At 58.8% G+C, this 18,590-nt stretch carries 14 protein-coding genes; 9 read left to right on the top strand and 5 right to left on the bottom strand.

Features of this window, described 5'->3' with window-relative positions:
• Positions 1-155: 155 nt before the first annotated feature.
• The gene (locus J3U87_RS02120) at positions 156-380 is read right to left on the bottom strand and encodes a hypothetical protein (protein WP_237381373.1); all 225 of its coding nucleotides are present in this window, start codon (positions 378-380) and stop codon (positions 156-158) included.
• Positions 381-1,691: 1,311 nt separating this feature from the next.
• On the opposite strand from J3U87_RS02120, the gene J3U87_RS02115 reads away from it, so the two are divergent.
• From J3U87_RS02115 to J3U87_RS02100, 4 genes are read left to right on the top strand one after another with little or no spacing between them, the layout of a single operon-like run.
• Entirely contained in the window at positions 1,692-2,906 is a 1,215-nt protein-coding gene (locus J3U87_RS02115; protein WP_237381372.1) for a FapA family protein, read from the top strand.
• Positions 2,907-2,908: 2 nt separating this feature from the next.
• Entirely contained in the window at positions 2,909-4,126 is a 1,218-nt protein-coding gene (locus J3U87_RS02110) for a hypothetical protein (protein ID WP_237381371.1), read from the top strand.
• A 2-nt stretch (positions 4,127-4,128) separates the two neighbouring features.
• Entirely contained in the window at positions 4,129-5,289 is a 1,161-nt protein-coding gene (locus tag J3U87_RS02105; RefSeq protein ID WP_237381370.1) for a hypothetical protein, read from the top strand.
• Positions 5,286-5,696, top strand: coding sequence for an acyl-CoA thioesterase (locus tag J3U87_RS02100; RefSeq protein WP_237381369.1), 411 nt, complete (start codon positions 5,286-5,288; stop codon positions 5,694-5,696). The genes J3U87_RS02105 and J3U87_RS02100 overlap by 4 nt, the downstream gene beginning before the upstream one ends.
• 1,099 nt (positions 5,697-6,795) lie before the next feature.
• On the opposite strand, the gene J3U87_RS02095 is transcribed toward J3U87_RS02100, so the two are convergent.
• The 3 genes from J3U87_RS02095 to J3U87_RS02085 all read right to left on the bottom strand — a co-directional run bounded on the left by J3U87_RS02095 (position 6,796) and on the right by J3U87_RS02085 (position 10,686).
• A complete protein-coding gene (locus J3U87_RS02095) occupies positions 6,796-7,296 on the bottom strand; it encodes a YcjF family protein (RefSeq protein ID WP_237381368.1) in 501 nt (166 codons plus the stop codon).
• Positions 7,297-7,360: 64 nt separating this feature from the next.
• Entirely contained in the window at positions 7,361-8,920 is a 1,560-nt protein-coding gene (locus J3U87_RS02090) for a hemopexin repeat-containing protein (protein WP_237381367.1), read from the bottom strand.
• A gap of 128 nt (positions 8,921-9,048) precedes the next feature.
• Positions 9,049-10,686 carry a YcjF family protein gene (locus J3U87_RS02085; RefSeq protein WP_237381366.1) on the bottom strand — a complete coding sequence of 546 codons (1,638 nt, stop codon included), beginning with the start codon at positions 10,684-10,686 and terminating at the stop codon, positions 9,049-9,051.
• Positions 10,687-10,976: 290 nt separating this feature from the next.
• Here J3U87_RS02085 and J3U87_RS02080 point away from each other — a divergent pair, with 290 nt between their 5' ends.
• The 5 genes from J3U87_RS02080 to J3U87_RS02060 all read left to right on the top strand — a co-directional run bounded on the left by J3U87_RS02080 (position 10,977) and on the right by J3U87_RS02060 (position 17,559).
• A complete protein-coding gene (locus tag J3U87_RS02080; RefSeq protein ID WP_237381365.1) occupies positions 10,977-12,326 on the top strand; it encodes a glycosyltransferase in 1,350 nt (449 codons plus the stop codon).
• Between the two features lie 1,029 nt (positions 12,327-13,355).
• Positions 13,356-14,933 carry a pyridoxal phosphate-dependent decarboxylase family protein gene (locus J3U87_RS02075; RefSeq protein WP_237381364.1) on the top strand — a complete coding sequence of 526 codons (1,578 nt, stop codon included), beginning with the start codon at positions 13,356-13,358 and terminating at the stop codon, positions 14,931-14,933.
• Positions 14,934-15,186: 253 nt separating this feature from the next.
• Positions 15,187-16,071 carry a diacylglycerol/lipid kinase family protein gene (locus J3U87_RS02070; protein ID WP_237381363.1) on the top strand — a complete coding sequence of 295 codons (885 nt, stop codon included), beginning with the start codon at positions 15,187-15,189 and terminating at the stop codon, positions 16,069-16,071.
• 469 nt (positions 16,072-16,540) lie between these two features.
• Positions 16,541-16,690 (top strand): hypothetical protein, encoded by a 150-nt coding sequence (locus tag J3U87_RS02065; protein WP_237381362.1) that lies wholly within the window; start codon positions 16,541-16,543, stop codon positions 16,688-16,690.
• A 203-nt stretch (positions 16,691-16,893) separates the two neighbouring features.
• On the top strand, positions 16,894-17,559 hold the full coding sequence (locus tag J3U87_RS02060) for a hypothetical protein (protein ID WP_237381361.1): 666 nt from the start codon (positions 16,894-16,896) through the stop codon (positions 17,557-17,559).
• 228 nt (positions 17,560-17,787) lie between these two features.
• Here the strand turns inward: J3U87_RS02060 and J3U87_RS02055 are convergent, their stop codons facing one another.
• Complete coding sequence (locus tag J3U87_RS02055; protein ID WP_237381360.1) at positions 17,788-18,411, bottom strand: hypothetical protein; 624 nt, start codon at positions 18,409-18,411, stop codon at positions 17,788-17,790.
• Positions 18,412-18,590 lie beyond the last annotated feature (179 nt).

The raw sequence follows: 18,590 nt of genomic DNA, 5'->3' as shown, positions 1-18,590 counted from the left end.
AACTCTTTTAGTTGTTTTTTCCTATCCCGTTCTCTCAGGCTTTGAGTCAAAGAAATTTATTGCATCAACAAAAAAGGATGCCTTGCTGGCATCCCTTTTCTGTTCAGATAATTTTTACTTTGGGTCGTAGAACCGAATTCTTTGCAAAAGGCTACTCAAAGGTCCACTGGTTCCTCTTTTGGCCTACGCTCCGTCTCCAGCGTTCCTTCGTTTTGACCGGCCGCTTCGATGGCTGCGGAGGAGATGGTCACGGAATCTTCGGTGTCGAAACGGCTGCCGGAGTTGGCCTCCGCGTTCTGACTCGCACCGAGGGCCTGACCCACTGGGCTCACGGCGTTGGTGTTGAGTACGGGTGAAGATCCTAAGATTTGGTCGATCATGGCAACTCCTTGAGGACATGGCGATGGTAAAGTTTTTCGACTTTCCCCTTACATGCATCAAACAAAATCATGCAAAAAACTGAAAAAACGATCTGGACGATGGGCGATTGATTCAATCTTACTCCAAAAAAGCCTCATCGTTGAAATGGATTCGTCTTCCGAACGTTGCAGAACCACTCCAATCGACAACGTGGAAGCACTTCCATTCAGAAAACCGACTCGAGAAACAAGGTTGAGCACACCTGCAGCTCTCCAATGGGATGGGAAAAGACAGGGTTTTGGAACGGATTCGTGATGCGACCCGGTGGTGAGCATATGAACCGGCACATCGGAGTTCCTGTGGAACGGCAATGATCAACGTGAATCGGACGAAGACTGTGGAAGTAACCAATCCGGTGCGTCACATAACGCCTGGAATCCGCGGTCTATTCTTCGGGGCCCGATCGTGGAGCTCATCCCGTATATAGCCTCTGCTGTTCCATCCCTATCGGCGCCGGACCGGCAACGCTTGAGTTCCAGCTCCACAAAAAACCCGAACGAATGCTGGGAATTTCTCGGAAGTTATTGAAAGCCTGGGCAGTGGGTTATTTCATTTTTTGAAGAACATCATCGAATTTTCGTGACGCTTTTATCTTCAGCCCCCTTTCGCGCCGCCTCTCCCGTACTGATTCAGATCGTTTTTTGTAATTTCCCTCACTTAAACCAACATGTGATTTTCATCACACCCACAAGGTTTACACCAGGCGACTACGAAGGAGCGAGACTTTTCGAGAAGACACGGTTCCCTCCGTCGCACCGCGCGCCTCAATCCTTTTGGCAGCCAAGGGGCGCCGCGGTGAGAATCGGGACGAACTCTCCCGCCAGGTGCCCGTCCAACGACAGCGGTTCACTAGGTAGATGTTCTCTGAACCGAAGGGCATCCCATGGGCTTCAATCTCGGCCACCAGGCCTCAAAAACCATACAAACACCTTAAAATAGTTATGTTAATCAGGTGCGACATCGAAAATCCGTTGCCGTGCCCCTCCAGCCAGGCCGCGCCGGTCGCCGCAATGATTCCGATTCTTGGTGGGCACCTACGAGATTCTTGCGGTTGGTTTTTAGGGTATCCTCCGCTAAAATGGATCTGCTTTTTCGATATTGGACCCTTCCAGTCCGCTGCTTGATTCACGGCCGCAACCGTATGGAACATTCTGGATTTCCAAGCATTGAGGCTGGCGTGTGCACATGTGTCCGGGACACGGGTTCCGCACACCGGGTCACCGCCGTATAGGTTTTCGCTGAATTACAAGACACATGGAAAGATTTGCATCATGCTGGACCCCAACCGCTATCTGGTCATTCACCGAGAACCCAAAAAGGCCGCCCAAATCAAGGGGGTCCTGGAGCGCGCCGGGTTCCGCGCCGCGTGTATTCATTCCGGCATGGAAGGCGTGCCGAAGTTCGAGACCTTCAAACCGGGCACGGTGATCATCGAAAGTGGCCTGGTCGACATGCCGGTGCCCGTATTGGTGCTGGCCCTGCGCGAAATGGTCCAGGATTTCCCGATTTGGCTGTGTTGCGACGAACCCAACGACAGCACGTACGCGGAAGCGCGCGCCATCGACGGCTACGGGGTTCTGCAACTGCCTATCTCCGCACGCGACCTGCCCCGCCTGAACACCCAGGAACTCGATGCCTGGGACGATATCGCCGACGATACGCTGGAAGACTTCGTTCCCAATTTCCCGTGGCAGGAGCAACCCGCGCCCAAGCACTACGCCCGCATGGTCGCCACCGACATCATGTACCGCAACAGCTACCGCCACGAAGGCAACCTCGTCGTGATCGGTGATTTGGACGGTGTTTCGCGCCTCGATGTGGGTGGCGAACTGGTCGTTCAAGGCAGCGTTCGCAATTCGACGGTACGCGTACGCGGCCCGCTGACGGTGACCGGCACCGTGGCCGATTGTCGCGAAGGTGGCGTCTTCGGCCGCGACCACGTGCATCTGGGCAGCATCGAACGCTCGGTAGTGCTCGCCGGCAAGAACCTGATCCTGGAACACCACTGCATCGACTCATCGGTTTCGGTGGTGCAGCAAATGGTCGCCAAGAGCGAGGACAGCCGTCTGGTCGGTGGTCTGATTCGCGTGGGTGAACATCTGAGCATCGGCATTCTCGGCGATCGCGACCAAATTCACACCGTTATCGAAATGGCCTCCCCCACCCTGCGCGAAGCCTGGCTGCGTACCAAAAAAACGATGTGGAAGACGGCCGTGGCGGTCAATGCAAAGTTGACGAAAACCAAGGGCAAGGCCATTCGCAAACACCTCGAAGACCCCCGATTCTACGCTATGCAGGCCGAACTGGTGGCCAGCCGCATCTATCCCGGCATCTACGTCAAGATCGGCAAGTTCGAGGACTATATCTTCGAGTCTTATAAGGAAATGACCCGCATCGCGCTGGGCCCCAAACGCCGCAAGGTTTTCGGAATCTGCGTCCGCCCGCGCAAAAAGAAAAAGTCGCAACGGTTGAAAAAGGAAGCCTGACCGTGCTCGGCATCCTGCTGGGTTGTCTGATGTTTACGACCCAAAATGCGGGAGCGGCACCCGCCCCTATCGATCTTCCGGGATCGGCGACGCCGCTGGCCCTGCTGGCGCCGGAACAGCCGCGCTGGCTGGTGCGCCAAGAGGACGGCGGCCCTTCGCAACTCTGGCGCCTGGACACCGGCAAGCCGAAACCGGTGCAGATTCCCGACGAGGTGTTGTTTTTGGCCACCTCGGCCGAAGATTCGCTGCTGATCGCGGTGTTCCCCGACGGCATCGACCGACTGGACCAGGAGGGCATCCGCCAATCCCGATTGCACCGCTTCGAGACCCCCATTTCCTCGCGCCACCCCTGGCTGCCGGCTTCGCGCTTCCACCTCGAGGATCGATCCTGGTTGGTCTTCTTCACCGCTCGGCACTTTTACGCCGTCGAACTCACCGGCACCGGTCGCGTGCATCGACTGGCCCGACCGACCACCTCTGCCCTATCCGCCGGAGCCAGACAGGGCGAACGGGAATACGTGCAGCCGGCACTGCAACGCCTCGGTGCCACGATTCACTGGCGCGACGGCGACGGTTACTATCGCGTCGACCTGAGCGATGGCCAGCCGCCGCATCGCACCGCGCTGCCCGCCACCAAGAGCATGGAACGGGTCGAACCCCTGCCGTTGCCGGGCACGACGGACAGCCATTGGTTTTTCTTCGGAGGCGAGCAGGGTTCCTTCGACAGCTTTGGTTGGCGCCTGACCGATCCGTCCGGCAACATGCTCGCGAACGGTCAGGGCATCGTGGTCAAGTACGGCCTCGACCTCTCCGGGGCGCAGCCGCGCTTCTTCGTGTTCACCGTTTCCCAACGCGTGCGCACCCAGCTCTGGCAGGCCCTCACCGGCAACACCACCTTTCGCTGCCAGGTGTTGGGATTCGCGAGCGGCACCTGGAAAAACCTCAATCGGTTCAGTTTCAAGGTCAGCAAGGACGACGACGATCCCCGTCGGCCGGTGCTGGTGTCCTGGTCCACCGACTGGAACGGTGACGGTTACGCCGACCTGACCGTCTCGGACGCCAAACGCGGTTTGCGGTTCTACGCCAGTCGACGCGGCCCCGCGCTGAACCAGCGCAAAACCGACCTCGCCGAGGCACCCCACGGCGCGCTCTTTTTCCACCAAAACGCCTGGGCCGCGAGGCGCACGGGTTCATCCTGGAAACTGGAACCGGTGAAGTGACCATGATGCACGGATGGATTCTCAAAAGCGGATGGATGCCAGCCTGGTGCTTGGTTTTCGCACTGTTCGGTCTGTCTCCGTCGTCGGCTGGTGACGAGGTGGCCTTTCAGGTCTGGGATTCGTTTCTGATTCATACGCAGCCCCAATTCCGGTATCGCGACCTTCGAGAGGCCGAGTCCGCCTTTCGCGAGGTGCCCGGCCAGTTGGTCACCCGCAACGGGCTCCTGGCCCTGGTGCGCCGCGACGGACGTCTCCACAGTCACGACCTCACGACGGGTACCACAGGCTCCCTGCCGGAAACCAAAGCCGTTCCGCTCGACATCCCGCTGCCCGACATCTCCCTGCCGGGCTTCTTCTCCGCGGAAAAACTGCACCTCTTCCACGGCGATCGCTGGCATGCCATCTCGGTGCCCATCTGGACCGAATTCCTCGAGCGGCGGCCAACTCTCAGCAGTCACCACGGCTTATCGCTGCGGTTTCCCCTGGTTTCGCAGATCGACCCGGACACGCTTTCGATCTACCAGCCCAAAAACGGCGAACGAGTGGTGTGGAAGCCAGGGCGGGACCTGGGCAACCACGAGAAGATCGACCGCAAGATGCGACCGTTGCTGCTCGACGGGCGCATGCTGTGGCTGGGCGCGCCCAAGGAAGCACGCGTCGGCCTGAATGCAGGAGGGTCCGTGTTCAAGCTGGTCGACGACACGGCCGTCACCCACCTCAGCCGGTACAGTTTGGCGCAGCCCACCAAAAACGGTTACTGGCTGCTTTCCTTCCCTGACGGCGTGCGCGATGTCATGCGCAGTTGGGAACACGCCACGGTGGATGTGACGCTGACCCTGATCCAATTGGAGGGCGGCGCGTTGAAGCGTCGGGAACGCTCCCTGCCCCAAATGCCGCTGGCCTTCGAGCTGGGCACCTCGCCGAGCGGTTCCCCCAAGCTGGAAGTCTCGCCGGCGTTCACGCTGTTACCCGTGATCGCCGAGCGTCCCAGCCTGGCCGTACGCCGTAACGGCCGCATCGAGTTATATCAGACGACCGCCAGCCCACGCACCTGGCCGGAGCAAAAAGCCTGGGGTTCCCCCGCTGCATTGGTGCACCGGCAAGGGCGCTGGATCTTGATCGACGCCGGCGGTCGCGAATACATCTTGTCGGAGGGTTCATGAAATGGCACGAGGCGGATTTGGAGATCCGTTACGCCGATACCGACCAAATGGGCGTGCTACACCACGCCAGTTACGTCGTCTACTGCGAGATGGGCCGCATTCGCATGTGCGCCGATCTCGGCCTGCCGTACCACGAGCTTGAACGGGACGGCATTTTCATGATGGTGGTCGATCTGACCGCTCGTTTTCGTGCGCCGGGTCGTTACGGCGAGCGGATCTACATCAAGACCGCCATTCGCACGCTGAAGAAACGGCTGATCGAGTTCGTGTACGAGATCCGCAAGCGCGATGGCGACCTGCTGTTGTTTTCGGGCAGCACCAAGCACCTGTTCTCGAAGGGCACGGAGGGCACCATCACGCTTCCGGCCCACCACTTGAGCCTGTTCCAATCCTGGGTAGACGACTGAACGTCCGGAAAGCGAGTCATGGGCAGAGATTGCCGGCTCGACGTGCCCGCATGACAGTAAGAGACGTCGTCGCAGTAGGTTGGCCGGCCCGGCCGACACTTCGAAGCGCGCAACCTGGCAGTTCCCCCATCCCGGAAAGTGGCACAGCGCCTGTAGGTGGCGCAGCTTGCTCCACCAATCGAAGCTCGTCATCCAGGAGTTCCCAACTGTCTGAGAGAGCCATCGTGGCTGTAGGTACCGGGCCCGCTCAGGGTGCTGGGCCGACACTTCGAAGCGCGCAACCTGGCAGTTCCCGCATCCCGGAAAGTGGCACAGCGCCTGTAGGTGGAGCAGCTTGCTCCACCAATCGAAGCTCGTCATCCAGGAGTTCCCGACTGTATGAGAGAGCCATTGTGGCTGTAGGTACCGGGCCAGCTTAGGGTGCTGGGCCGACACTTCGAAGCCGTTCCTCTCAGAGTACCTGCACAATCGAGAGAGGCGTGTTGCCCGGTAGGTTCAGCAGGGGCGGTAAGCCGGCCCGCTGAACCCCGCAGCGTAACATCGTTCGAGGTACTCGCATATTCGAGAGAGACGTGGTGCCCGTAGGTGCCGAGCCCGCCCAGTGCGCTGGGCCGACATTTCGAAGCGACCCCCAACCGACAACGATACCAAGCATAAGAGCGAAGCTCAGGGGTTTGCCTGTTTCCTTTTGCAAGGGCATCATGACTTGCGGTGGCCGTATCTCTAGGGATTCGAAAATACGGATGCCCAGCGACTTCGATGGACAATCCTTCTGCGAAACACTCGGCTTCGCTCTTTGTCTCGGCCATCCGTCGAGGCTGACGTCGCTTCGATTGGTGGAGCAGGCTGCTCCACCTACAGGCACCACGCCTCTCTAGAGATTTGGGTGTATCGATGCCTGGCGACTTCGGTGGGTAATCCTTCTGCGGAACACTGGGCTTCGCTCTCGGGAACAGTCATCCGTCGAAGCGACACTTCTTCGTCCATGCGGGAACTGCCAGGATACGCACTTCGGACCAAGGGCCAAGAGCGCCGGTAGGGATTCATATTAATAATGTATGCGACTGCGGCCCGCCTCGCGGAGCGGACCGCGCCAGTTTCAGGGTTTGATCCCCGCGTAGGTGATCCGTTCGTCACCCTCCTGGGCCTCACGGTACTTTTCCTGGAAATAGGCCTTCATCTTCCGTGCATTCAGGTTCAGGATCGTGCCGCCCGCCTCGAAATGGGACACGAATACCTTGCCTACCGCGTAGGTCAAGGCACTTCCCGTACCCGACATGGCGATGGCGCCCGACAACGTGCCCAGTCCCGGCACCAGTTTCAGGGCACTGGTCGCCAATCTCGCGGTGGGTGAAGCCACCGCGGCCGAAACCAGGGAGCCGATCAAACCTTTGACGACGCTCCGGCTGAAGGGCGTGTCGTACACCTTGGCCAAGGAATGGACCATTTTCAACTGCACGGCACCGATGAGCGCCAAGTCAAGGGCCGGCGCAGGCACCAATCCCACCGGCACGCTCAGAAGGGTATAAAGCTGCACCTTTTCTTCCGCCGTTTTCAAGCGAACATCTTCCGCAGAGGGCTTTTTCTTTTGTTTCTCCACGATGACTCTCCTCATGGTCGTTCATGCGTAGTGGGTTGTCACAACGATGGGGTCCGGCCGCGCGTCAATCGATGCGCCAATCCTCCACGTAGTTGCCGCGCAGCGATTTGGGGTAGCCCGGATCGACCCGGTACTCGGCCATATCGTAACGCACGTATTGGTTTTTATAGAAAAAGTAGGCCTTGCGTCCGTTCCAGGTATCCACCGCGTCGATGCGCTCGAACGGCAGGCCCGCCCAAAAGGGTTGCAGCGAACGCGGATACCCGGGATCGACGCAATGGGTGTCCAGGTTGAATCGGACGTACTGATTGCCCGAGAACAAATAGACACTGCCGTCCCCCCAGTTGACCGCGGCGTCGACCCGTTCGAAGGTCAATCCCGGCCAAAAGGGTCGGCCCTGTTCGTCCGCACCGTTGATGGGCTGGGGAAAACCCTCGTCGAATTGATTGGTCTGTTGGTCGAACATCATGAACTCGCGGCCCTTGAAAAAAATCACCTTCTCTCGAAACTCCTGCCGGCCGCCGTCGCACTCCTCCCAACTGAAGGAAGCGTCGAAGTTGAGGCGCTCCGGCATGTTGGGAAACAGGTCGCTGTAATTGCCCGTTTCCACGACCTTGTTCTTTTCGAGGTGGTAACAGACGAATTCCGATCCTCGGATGATGTAGAGATGGGGTTGGCGGAACAGCAGCGAAGAAACTTCCTCGAAATTGGTTTCGGCCTCGTAGGCCTTGGCCAGCGTATTGGCCTTTTCCTCGTCGTGGAACAGGTTCCAAATCCCCACCAGCTCCATTTCGATGACGCGCGGGTGTTCCTTGATCGTTTCCACCCATTCGTTGTAGGCCGTTTCGTTGAGCGAGCGCATGGCACCCAGCTTCAACTTGTCGCCGCCCTCGCCCAACACCATGATGTCGGCATTGGATTTCAGGTTCTCGCGAATCTCCTCCAGCTTGGCCTTTTCGGATGCGCTCTGGGCGCCCGCCTTGACATTCAGCCCGCGACGAATGTCCTCGGCCGACATGGATTCGGTTTTTTTGGTGACCAGGCTGATCATGGCCTTGCCACCGACCCAGACCCGTTTGACCACGTGGGTTCCGAACCGATTGAAAAAGCGCTCGTAGGTACTCTTGTGTTTGGGATCGAACGGGGTCGGGAACTCCAGGTCGAACACCGACTCGTCGAGGGTGAACAGCCGGGGAATATAGACCTCGTACAAGGGCAGGAAATTTTGACAGATGGCGTAGGTGGCCCTTTCCTCGGTCTTCAACTGCTGAATCTGCGAGGCATTGACGTCGACGGTGAAAGGCCCGTTGCCGCCCGCCACCTGGGTATCCACCTCCACCTTTTTGGTCAGGTGCTCGAAGGATTCGGCGATATGGGTGTGGCCGAGCACGGTATCCGAAGGCAACGGCGGTGAGGGGTTGACCTCGACATTTTCCGGCAGAGAGTAGGTTCGGCCGGTGTCGGAACAGTGAAACACCTTGGTGGTGTGGGACATGGGCCAGACGTGATCCTTGAGTTCGTAAGGGGCGTCGGGCCAGAGGCAGAGACCGCGGCCGATGATCTCGGTGCCGGGCGTCTGCGGAAGCGTCTCGGTGGACGTCGCACTGGTAGCGGAAGGGTTCATGGTATGTACCTCGATGAAAGATGGCGGTAGTGAGACTCGCGCACACCACCGCGTTTCGGGGCGAAAGGTTCGGGTAAAGGTCATGTTCGCGGGTCGAGGGGAAAGCGCGGAGATCGCCGTAGGTTCGGTCATTCGCCCGTGTCGACGGCATCGGCCAACGCCAGGATGCGCTGGGACCACGCCACGAACTTGAGGCTCGCCAGCTTGGCGAGGGTCTTGACGTTGAAGGCTTGGGCCATGGCCGCCGCCCGTTCCTCACCGATACCTTTCAGCACCGTCAAAGGCTCGCGCGGCAGTTGTTCGATCGGGGTGTCCGCGCGATCGGAGACCAGGTAGGTTTCCCGAATGTCGGAAAGAACGGCTTCGTCGACGGTTTGTCCGGCTCGAGCGACCTCGGCAACGTCGACGATCTCCCGGGCTCTGGCCGCGAAGGAAAGATTGGCGAGATCTTCGATGGTGGTCACGCGGAACGCGTCGGCCAACAGTTTTCCGTCGACATCGCTGACGCCCCGCAAGGCCCAAATCGGCTCTTGCGCCAATTCACGGTAGCTGCGATCCCAAAACGCCTTGACCACCAAATCCTTTTTGGCGGGATCCACCTCGGCCGGCGAGACCGAAGCGGTCTCTTCCTCGGTTTGGGAGGGCGCCGCGGCCTCGGGTTCCGTCACCGCGGGCTCGGCCTCGACAGCATCCTGGGGCTCCGGTGATTCCGTCTCGACAGGGACATCCGGTTCGGTGACGACCGACCGAGGTTCCACCTCTGTGGCTTGTTCGGCCGCCTGGGAAGATGGTTCCGAGGTGTCTACCCGAGCGGCCTCGGATGGTTCAATCGAGATATCGCCCTCGTCTTCCGGCTCAGGCGCCGGGTGTTCCGTTTCGGCTGATTCGGCACGTGCTTCCGGTTCGGTGTCCGACTTGTCTTCGCTGACTGGAGCATCCGGTTCGGCTTTCACCGTCTCTTCAGCCGAGGGGGCCGCCGGTTCGGCTTTCACCGTCTCTTTAGCCGTGGGGGAGACCGGTTCGGCTTTCACCGGCTCCTCGGCCGTGGGGGCCGCCGGTTCGGCTTTCACCGCCTCCTCGGCTGTGGGGGCGACCGGTTCGGCTTTCACCGTCTCTTCGCCTGTGGGGGCCGCCGATTCGGCTTTCACCGGCTCCTCGCTAGCCTCCGATGGCCGTGACTCCGCGGTCCCGGTCTCTTGCGCATCGGCGGCATCCGCCCGCTTGGCTTTGGCACGCGTTTTCTTGGGCTTGGGCTCGGCCGCCGGCGCTTCCCCCGTATCCGATGCCGGACCGACCGGAGACGCTTCATCTCGTGCGACGCCCTCGCGCTTGGCGCGCTCCAGCTCCTGCAGGAAATGAGCGCGCAATTGCCCTGGTTTCATGCTCAATAAATTGCCGCCACAGGCAAAGTGGGTCGCAAATGTTTTGCCCAGCGCATAGGTGATCGTTCCCGTGACCGCAGGCCCGGTTGCCACGGCCAGCGCGGGGCCGGCCACGGGCACCGCCCGCAGCAAATAACGCAACGACCCGTAGGACAACTCGGTGCCGGCCAAGCCGCCGAGCAACCCACTGACCACCGAACAGGTACGGTGCCTTGAAAACGGTACCCGATAGACTTTAGCAAGCCGTTCCAACATAAGAACTTGGAGTGCCCAAGTGCCGAGAAAATCCACGGCGGGTATGGGGATCAATCCCCATCCGCCGGCCCACAACGTGTAGTTGCGGATGACGCGGGAGGCTTCCACCTCCAATGATTCTGGTGTCACCGGCTTTCTCCCGAAAGAAATTCAATTTTAAAAGAGAGGATTTTCGTGAGTATTATTGCAGTACCGCATTCGACTGACAAGGACAAGCAGGTAATATATTGAATACAGTGGCTTTGTTTTTAGACTTCGCGCTTTTCTTTGAACCCTGTCCTGCAACCGTGTTACCTTGAGCCTTGATTTTCCCTGAAGATAGTATCATCGCGGGACCGTGCCTCCTCGCTCCTCCCGTGAGATGGATGGTGAGCCCGGGTGCGACCTCATCCACGCAATCGGGCCCGCGTGGAGGAACCATGGCAACGATCGGTTTTTGCGTCCTGCCCATGTCCGGCCCGATGAACGGGTCCCTACCGCTCGCCAAAAGACTGCGTTCTCGCGGCCATCACGTCGTGTTTTTCGGCATGCCCGACTGCGAAGCGTTCGTCGCGCCGTTTGGTTTCGAATTCCTGCCGATCTACGCGGACTGGTTTCCCAAAAACCACCTCGAGTTGTTCCGTTCCGGCGGCAAGGGCCCCCTCACGGCTCTCCTCCAGCACCGTCGTTTTATCATGCATTATCGCGACTATTTCAAGTACCTTATACGCGGTGGCGAGACCTCGTTCCTGGCCACTATGGATCAATTGAACCCCGACTTGGTGATCATCGACGGATCGATTCGACCCACCTGGTCGCTGCTGGCCTATCGCGCCGGTTTGCCCGCCATGTACCTGCACACCACCATGCCACCCAAGCAGGACCCCATGCGCCCGCCGATTTTTTCGACGCTCCAACCGGGCGATCCTCAGATCGCCAAAGCCTGGCGCAAGTACTACCGGCAACGGTTCTTTCTGCTCAAGGTGCAATCGGCCTTCGGCGTGGGCTTCGACTGGATTCGCTATACCCGCAAGTTGGCGGCACGCTACGGGTACCCTTTGGAAAAGCTGAACGATCGTGCCATGTTTTCTGTTTTTTTAGATTTCCCTGAAATTATCCTTTATCCAAGAGATTTCGAAATGCCAGGACCCGTCGCGGACGATGTGTACCATGTAGCGGCACCGGCCGACGAGGACCGCAGCGAGCAGGCATTCCCATTTGAATGCCTGGATCCGAACAAACCATTGATATACGCTTCTTTGGGCTCGATTCACGCCAATGCCACCTTCGCCCGCACGATACGGGAATGTGCGGTCAAACGGCCGGACCTCCAGTGGGTGCTGACAACCGGCAAGCACTTGAACATCGACCAGTTGGCACCGATCCCCGCCAACCTGACCGCCGTACCTTTCGCCCCCCAACTCGCCTTGCTGCAGCGAGCCGCGGTGATGATCACCCACGGCGGCGCCAACTCCATCCGCGAATGCATCCAGCACGAGGTGCCGATGGTGGTCTTCCCCCTGACCTTCGATCAGCCAGGCACGGCGGCGAGGGTCGTCTATCACGGCCTGGGGTTGATGGGCCGCATCAAGGGATTGCAGGCGGAATCCCTGCTGCCCTCGATCGATCGTGTTCTGGACGATCCCTCGTTCCGGGCAAAGCTGGCCGCCATGAACGAAGCCTTTCGAAAGTCCCGGGAATCGGAGGCCGCGGTCAAGGTGATCGAAGATCGCCTGGCATCGATAATGGAAATGCGAAACTCCGGTGAGGTCGAAGTCCCGGTGGGCTGAGTCCCCTTTCGCCCAAACCGAAATACCGAACATGCGATCGGCCATCTCGCTTTTTGAGATTTATGTACCCCAATTGTTCGGCCAAAAAAGTGCTTGAATTTTTGGGATTTATCGGCCCATTTCGCCTTTTTTCCACAAAGCCCGGTTTCTGCCCGTCTAAATGCGGAATCCGGCCGCTTGACATTCCTGTCACGGGTGTGTCAAGCCAAAACGGCTATTGGCAAGGGTTTTCGCCATGCAACCATTTTTGGTTAATGTGCAACGAACAATGACTTGGCAAGGCTTTTGGCATTTTTCCACAACGTTTTCCACAGGCTTTTCCGCAGCTATTGTGGATTTTGCACACAGGCCCTTCGGAAATCGGCTCGACCGCTTTTCGTGAAGGAATTGTTGACGAATCGTGACCACACCAAGAGAAGATCGCAAGGCGGCGCACTTGGTGACCGGCAACGCATTTAGGGAATCCAATCGGCTCGGGCCGGTGGACGGTTGGCATTCGATCGGCGCCAGGGACTCGCCTGATCGCCGCGATCCGTGTAGAATGGATTCGGTTTCGGACAGGAACGCGGTTTTCGGGAGCATGAAACGGTCAGGCAACCCCGAGAACGACCAGACCATCGAACCGTACGGTTCATGACCCAAGTTGATATCAGAATGTCGATTTTTGTTCTCGGGTCATCGCCGACGGTCTCTTGGTTTCGAACCAAGTTTCACGCAGGCTGCGGGACGAACTCGGTGCGGCCAAGATACAGAAGGAAGCATCACCGTGGGCATGGAGATGAAAGGAATCGCGGCAATGGGTACGACGTGCCTCGTAACCATGCGAAATCGGTGAACTTCATGCTTAAAATATGAAACAAACAGGGGATGCTTGATTTTTCCATTTTTTTGGGTAAGGATGAAATCTCCCCTGAAAAATCCCCTTGTCAAGTTAATGCAATCGTTTGGATATAAGTCCGAGCTGTCCGAAAAGCCGCCGTACTTGGAGCCCCGCCACGGCAAAGACTGGGGAAAGTGAGTTTGCGCCACATGCAGCAATTACATGATGCCATGACGATTCAGAATATGGCGACCCTCCTGGGTCGCGTCATGAGTGATTATTACGCTGATCCCGCCGCTGACGCGGTTCAGCCGTTTTCTGAACAGGAAACCGTTCTGGAGATGTTGGCTGAGGTGGAGCGAGGCCATCAAATCCGAGAATGCGAACAGGCCGACGACCCCCGATCGCCCGAGCAGGAGCTGCTGCAGACCGCGGCACCGGAGCGAGGCGAGGGCTTCGCGGCCACCATGAATGTCTTCGAAGAGAGCCTGCTTGGCAAGAGCGTCAAGACCTGGCACCCGATGTTTTTCAACCAAATGTCCGCAGGTACGCCGGCAGTGGCCGTGTTGGGAGCGGCATTGGCGACCATGGTCAACGCCACCCTGTCCACGTTCGAGGCCGCGCCGGTCGCCACCGTGGTGGAAAAAATCACGGCGCGATGGCTGGCGAAACTGTTGGGCATGCCCGCCGGCAGCGGCGGCATCTTCCTGCCCGGCGGTTCCACGTCCAATATGTTGGCCCTGGCCGTGGCACGCCGGCGCAAGCTGGACCCCGATGTGGCCAGGATCGGCCTGGCGCGGGCCACGCAACGCGGTGCCATCCTGTGTTCCGAGGAGTCGCACTATTCCATCGCCAACGCGGCGGCCCTGTTGGGGATCGGTACCGAACAGGTCTTTCGCGTGCCGACCAACGAACGCGGCGAAATGCGTGTCGAGGGACTGCGAACCGTGCTGGGCCAAGTCACCGACCGCGGGCTCAAGCCGTTTGCCCTGGTGGCCACGTTGGGTCTGACGGTCACGGGCGGCTTCGATCCCTTGGCCGAGCTGGCCCCCATCTGCCGCGAACACGATCTCCACCTGCACGTCGACGCCGCCTTTGGTGGCGGCATGGCCCTCACCGAATCCGGTCGACACTGGTTCGCCGGCATCGAACACGCCGACACGGTGACCTGGGACGCCCACAAGTGGATGTACGTGCCCCTGACCTGCAGCGTGCTGTTGACGCCGCGACCCGCCGATCTCAAACGAACCTTTCGGGTCCAGGCCGACTACCTGTTCCACCAGGATGACGCGGGCGAAGAGGATCTGTGCGAGAACCTGGGTCATTTCACGCCCTTGTGCGGGAGACGCTGGGATGCCCTGCCCCTTTGGTTCCTCCTGCGCACCTATGGCGCCGGTCACTTTCGCGGCCTCGCCGAAACCCGCCTGCGCCTGACGCGAGAATTCGCGGAGCTCATCGCCGCCGATCCCGACTTCTCCCTCAGCTACGATCCGGTGTCACCGGTCGTCTGCTTCCGTTATCTGCCCGAGCGATTGGCCGATTGCCCCGGAGAAACGCTGGACCTGGTGCAACGCCGCGCCCGTGAAGCGGTGAGGCGCCGCGGCGTGGCACTGTTCAACATCACCAGCTTCAAGGGACGACGACATTTCCGGTTCATCCTGATCAACTCCCTGACCGAATTGGGCCATCTCAAAGGTGTCTTGGAAGAGATCCGGTCAGCCGGACGGACGGAATTGCGCCGCCTGGCGGAACAAGACGCGACCTATACCTTCGCGAGCGTGTCCTGAGCGAAATCACGGGTGCACGCCGATGCAGGCGAAGAGACGTGATCACCCTGGTGCCCATCCAGAAACGGAATAGTCGCAACTTCCAGCGCGAGTTGGCTGGATGGGCACGGTATCGACCTTCAGGCGCCAGGTCTCAGAAACATTCTCATTCACACCCGGCCGATCCGGGGGATCCATTAAAAAACCCTGTTACTGGATGGGCACGAACCAACTCTCGCCCGGTATGATGGGGGGAACCTGAAAAGGAGCCTCCTTGAAGACCTTTCTCATCGTCAATCCCGTCTCTGGAAAGGGTGAGGGTTCCCGCCTCGCCACGTCGCTGGGAGAACGCCTCCGTACCGCCGGAGAATCGGTGGCCGTCATCGAAACCCACCCGGATATGGATCGATTCCGCCAAGCCTGTGAAGCGGTCTGCGCGGAAGACCGGGTGGTCGTAATTGGTGGCGACGGCACCTTCCACTACTTTCTCAACGCGGGAGTGCCCTTTGGCCAGGCGGCCTTCTACGGCATGGGTACCGCGAACGTCATCACCGTCGAATTCGGTCTACCGTCCGAACTGGACGCCTTCGTCGCCATGTTGCGCACGGGTCATACCGTGCCCTGTCTTCCGGGACGCACCGACGACGGCACCCGCTTTTTCATGATGTACAGCTTCGGCATCGATGCCCATGTGCTGACCCAGGTACCGCAAAAACTTAAAAACCGAATCGGCAAGGCCGCGTTCTCGGTAGCCCTGGCCAAAAGCCTTTTCGGCTATGACTATCCTCCCTGCGCCCTGGTGCTGGACGACGGCCGCCGCATCGAATGCACCTTCGCCATCATCAGTCGGTTCAAACACTACGGCGGCGCCTATGCGGTGACGGCGAACGCCGATCCCGAATCGGCCAGGTTCGCCATCGTGGCTCAACCGCGCGGAGGTTGGCGACCCGCGATGGGCATGCTGTGGCGCGCGTGGCGCCGCCAGCTCGATCGCGATCCGGGCCTGATCTTCGCCGAGTCCAGTTCGGTTCGCTTGGAATGGCCGGACACGCCACCTCCCGGCCAGTTGGACGGTGATCTGTTTGCGCGTCCGGTGCGGGAATTGACGGTGTGTGATCGACCGGTCCCCTTGATCGTACCGGCACAGCTACCGAGCTAGAGGTGATTTCGAATTTTTTCCATGGAGGTCACAAAGGAAACGGAGCTGAAGAACGCCCACCCAAAACCACCTCTCAAAAAAATATTCACCTCAACATCTTTCAAAGCACAGGCTTAACGAATCCCTCCAAGAAAGTTCCCAAAAAGGGTATTGACATGGCCAGGAGCGCTCCCTAAAATCGGGCACTTCGAGATCGGCGGCTGCCTGAATCATAGTATGATTCGACGTGATCCGCGGATCGAAACCGCGACATGCATCGACTTCTTTGTAGACGAGCCCCCAAGTAGGATTTGCCCCTTTGGGAGTATCGTCCGTGGTCGCGGATACCCGTGCCGAAAAACGCGTGATGACACCACGAAGGCGGTCCATCTCGCATCCCGATCGAAGTGCACTTCCGAACCCTTTCGCACCACCGAGCCGTGCACCGGCTCGACCGCGGAGGTGGGTATCGCGAAGTGAGGAGGTCCCCATGAATGTAGAGAAAGACACGACCCTCTCCGGCTGGATTGGTCTGCCGGAATCGGTCTCGAAAAGATATCGATGGTTGAAGAACCGCGAAGATCGGCCCGCCAAGGGCGCAGATGCTGCTGTCGATCGGGAGATCCGAGACGAGATCTAAACCGATCGGTGGAGGAATCCACCACCGTCAGGCACGGGAAAAGGGCGTCATCCTCGCGGTGACGCCCTTTTTTTATCTACATGTTCGTCTAATTCAAAATAAGTGTAAATCGCATTCACGCGACATTTCTCAACTCTACGACGAAACACTTGGCAAAAAAATACCAAAGTCGTTTCGTGATTATTTTCAAGGAGGAGGTACTCATGCTCCATCTATTGTTACAACCTTTTTTACACCCGGATACCGTTCATGTTTCAACCGTGAGCGCCTTCGAATCCCCCGCTCGCAACTGGCTGTTGGCTTCGCCGATTTTGCCGGCGACCCTGTCGACCACTTCGCTGGTCGTTCAGCTCGATGACCGGGGCCGGCGTCTGATGGTCGGCCTGGATCCCCCGGCCGGCCGGCCCTACCAACGCTTGGTTCTGAGCTTGTGGGACGGTGACGGCTACGGCCGCTGGCGTTCCGAACTTTGGGGCGACGGCACCCTGTTGATCGCCGGTATCGGCCTCGAAGCCCAGGTCGTCTACGTTGCCGGTCAATTCGGCGATTGGTTGTCGGCCGAGGGTCACACCGTCGAGGCCGTTTCCGCCCATCAGGGTTTCGTTGCGGCCTACGACCTGCGTTTGGGTCGCTTGCGCGGCGTTCAGGTCTGGACCAGCGAGGAACCGCTTCGCGTGTTGGGCCTGGCAGGTGGGACCGACGGCATCGAGGTGCTGTTGGACGTCGCCGGTCGCCTGGTCCCGCGCCGACCCGACTTGGATGGCGCGGATGTCGTCATTCGGGTCGAGCCGATCGGTGTCCGCGATACCGGTGGTTCGACGGACGATCCGTTCGGTGGTCGAGACCCCGATAAACCGGTCGTGCGATAAGGGGTCTCGACCGAGACATCGAAAAAGGGCGGCTTATTGTAAGCCGCCCTTTTTTCGTCGAGGTATAAAATCAAACCAAAAGCGAAGCCATTCTCGTACGAAACACGCCCGCACGGGGTTCCCGCATTTTAAAGAGAGGCGTCGTCGCGGTAGGTTGGCCCGCTGGGCCGACACTTCGAAGCCGTCGTGTGACGACATCACTACAAATCAAAAGAGCGAAGCCACCCATCAAAACCGAGTGAAACACCAAGGATATTGCTGCCAGGCCTCGACAAACCCTGCCTTGACAGGATTATCCAACACATAGTCGACGGCCAGACGCCAATGGGCTGGACTTCGAAGCCAATGATCGAAAGATTCTTGGGCCCAAAAGGGACCTTCCCTGCCCAAAATCTTATTCGCTTGATGCGCAGTGTAGCTTTTCAGCGAGTGCATGATCCCGGGAAGAGATGGTGAACTCACCTTACTCGACAATCCGGATCCGGATTTCAGCGGACAGAAAATGAGGTGCAGGTGGTTGGGCATGATGCAAAAACAATCCAGAGAGTAGACTTTTCCGTGTCGGTAGTGGAGACAGTCGACTACCATTTGGGCCACAGTTGGTTGAGATAACCAAACAGGACCCACTGGATCGTGGTGTAACAGTGATTCGAACTTACGAAACCAGGTACGGCGTCGTTTGAACCGTTCGGTTCGCGGGATTTCCTGAGTTTTCATTTCCTCGCGATAGTTCTGTAGGACCACTTTCGGCACCGACCCTGCCAGGCGAATGGTGACAAAGTACGTTGCGTTGGCAGGGTTCCAATGTGGAAGATGGCGGCGATAAAAAGGCTTGGTTGAAATTTTTTCCATGCGGTAAATTCCTGAAATATTGCTGTCACGATACCCTGGCTTGTGAGGAATGGCCAGGGAAAACAGAGGTTACCGCGGGTAGAGATAGATTTCCTTTGAGGGGTCTGGCGGTTTGAGTGTTTTGGACCTATTGCGTAATTCCTGCTTGCAAGAAAATCGGCGCGGAATTGGGCTCCGCT

Origin of the sequence: Sulfidibacter corallicola, assembly GCF_017498545.1 — a bacterium.
In the GTDB taxonomy this organism is placed as follows: domain Bacteria; phylum Acidobacteriota; class Holophagae; order Acanthopleuribacterales; family Acanthopleuribacteraceae; genus Sulfidibacter; species Sulfidibacter corallicola.
The sequence above is the reverse complement of the archived record's forward strand: the minus strand, read 5'-3'. Positions and strand labels throughout refer to the sequence as shown.